Raw genomic sequence first — 1,673 nt, 5'->3', positions numbered from 1 at the left:
ACCGACATTCCCCAAGTGGCCTGCCGCTTGACTTCAAGATCGCCTGATTTTGCTCGCTGGGCAAGCGTTTTTCGCCCCGAGCGGTGTCTGTCGTCGCGCAAACGGCCGAAGTCGGGTTGATCAAGCCTCGAACCCGCAGCATTCTGGCCCGGCAGAGCCGCTTTTCCGCGCGGCAGACGGACCTGTCCTGCCGCTTTCGTTCAGCTTGGGCATGGATCGTGGTCATGCGCATGACGGAGGCGTTCGAAGACGGCGGATGGCGGCAAGGACGGCCCGCACCATCGGGCCGGTGACGGCGACCTCGGCCAACTGGAAGGTAATGGCGCGGGCGTGGCGGACGACGCGGGCGCCGATCTTGATCAGCTTGAGTTGCAGGCTGGTCAACGACCAGTCCGCCATGGCCTCGGGCAGTTCGATGCAGCGCAGGAAGGTTGCCAGGTTGTAGGCCAGCGCGTGCAGTTGCAGCCGCACCTCGTTGTGCCGGAACTTCCGGCATGACAGCCGCGTCCAGCGAAAGGCATATTTGCCTTCCTTGATGTGCTGCTCTGCGGTGCCGCGCTGGTTGTAGAACCTCACCACCCAGTCTGGCTCCATCGGCAGGTTGGTGACGATGAAGCCGACTTTGGGGAACAGCTCGCCCGGATGCCATTCGATCTTGGCGATGACGCGGCGCGGCTTGTCCCAGGACGCCGCCTGATACTCGAAGTCCTCGAAGAACCGTTTGACCTTGGTCAGCGAAGGCCGTCCCACGGGCCGTGTCAGCCGATGCGCGATCTTCTCGCGCAAGACGGCGTTGGCGGGCAGACGGATGGCGTAGAAGAACCTGGCTTCTTCCAGCCGCATATAGATCGCGGGGATCGCGTAGGCAGCGTCGGCCCGGAAGAAGCGTCCACCAAGGTCGCGGCCAGCATATCGGGCAATGACGGGATCAAGGACATCCCGCCAGCCATCGGCGCTGTGGACATTGCCGTTACGCAGGGCGCAGCGCTCCAGCATGCCAAACTGGTTGAACAAGAAGATGGGGTGATAGCAGGTGCAGTCGAAATGCCCGTTCCAGGCAGCACCTTCCTGATCGCCGTGGGTGGGGCTGACCGAGCTGTCCATGTCCAGCACGATGTATTTCAACCCGTTGCGGTCATGAAACCGGTCGATCCATTGGCCGTTCAGATCGGCCAGCGCCGCCCGGTTCGCGGCCAGAGCCAGCGTCTCGGTCTCGAACCGTCCCATCTGCGATGCCGAAGCAGCTTGCGCCTCGACGGCCCTGCCGCCAACGACCTGACGCATCACGGGATCGAGGGCCAAGCGGTCGGCATCGTTCACATCCTCGTATCCGGCCAGTCGTCCGAACACCGATTGCCGGAACAATCCGTCAAGCCGATGGAGCGTGTTCTTCCCGGTGCGGCTGTCTCGCAGCGCCTCCGACGCCAGATTGGACAGGCCGAGCACGTCATCAAGCTCGCGCATCACCAGCAGGCCACCGTCTGAACTGATCTGCGCACCACGGAACTCCAGACGCACACGGCGGTCGAAATCAACCCGATCTCCCCGCGCCAAGCCCGCACCCTCCAGGTGATCCATGAAACGCGCCCCTCGCAGCCGTCAACGCCATGATTTATATGCGAAATATCACGATTACGACAGCGAAATCAGCGACTTACTTGGAGAATGTGGGC

General features: G+C 62.6%; 1 protein-coding gene. It reads right to left on the bottom strand.

Annotated elements, in window-relative coordinates; genetic code table 11:
• Window positions 1–222 precede the first annotated feature (222 nt).
• Window positions 223–1,578, bottom strand: coding sequence for an IS1380-like element ISPme1 family transposase (locus V5F61_RS21130; protein ID WP_012112698.1), 1,356 nt, complete (start codon window positions 1,576–1,578; stop codon window positions 223–225).
• Between the last annotated feature and the right edge of the window lie 95 nt (window positions 1,579–1,673).

Source organism: Xanthobacter sediminis, from assembly GCF_043195015.1.
Classification (GTDB): Bacteria; Pseudomonadota; Alphaproteobacteria; order Rhizobiales; family Xanthobacteraceae; genus Xanthobacter.
The sequence above is the reverse complement of the archived record's forward strand: the minus strand, read 5'-3'. Positions and strand labels throughout refer to the sequence as shown.

Bases quoted from the DNA above. Each gene is read 5' to 3' on its own strand.
- V5F61_RS21130 (WP_012112698.1), bottom strand. From the start codon at position 1,578: ATGGATCACCTGGAGGGTGCGGGCTTGGCGCGGGGAGATCGGGTTGAT.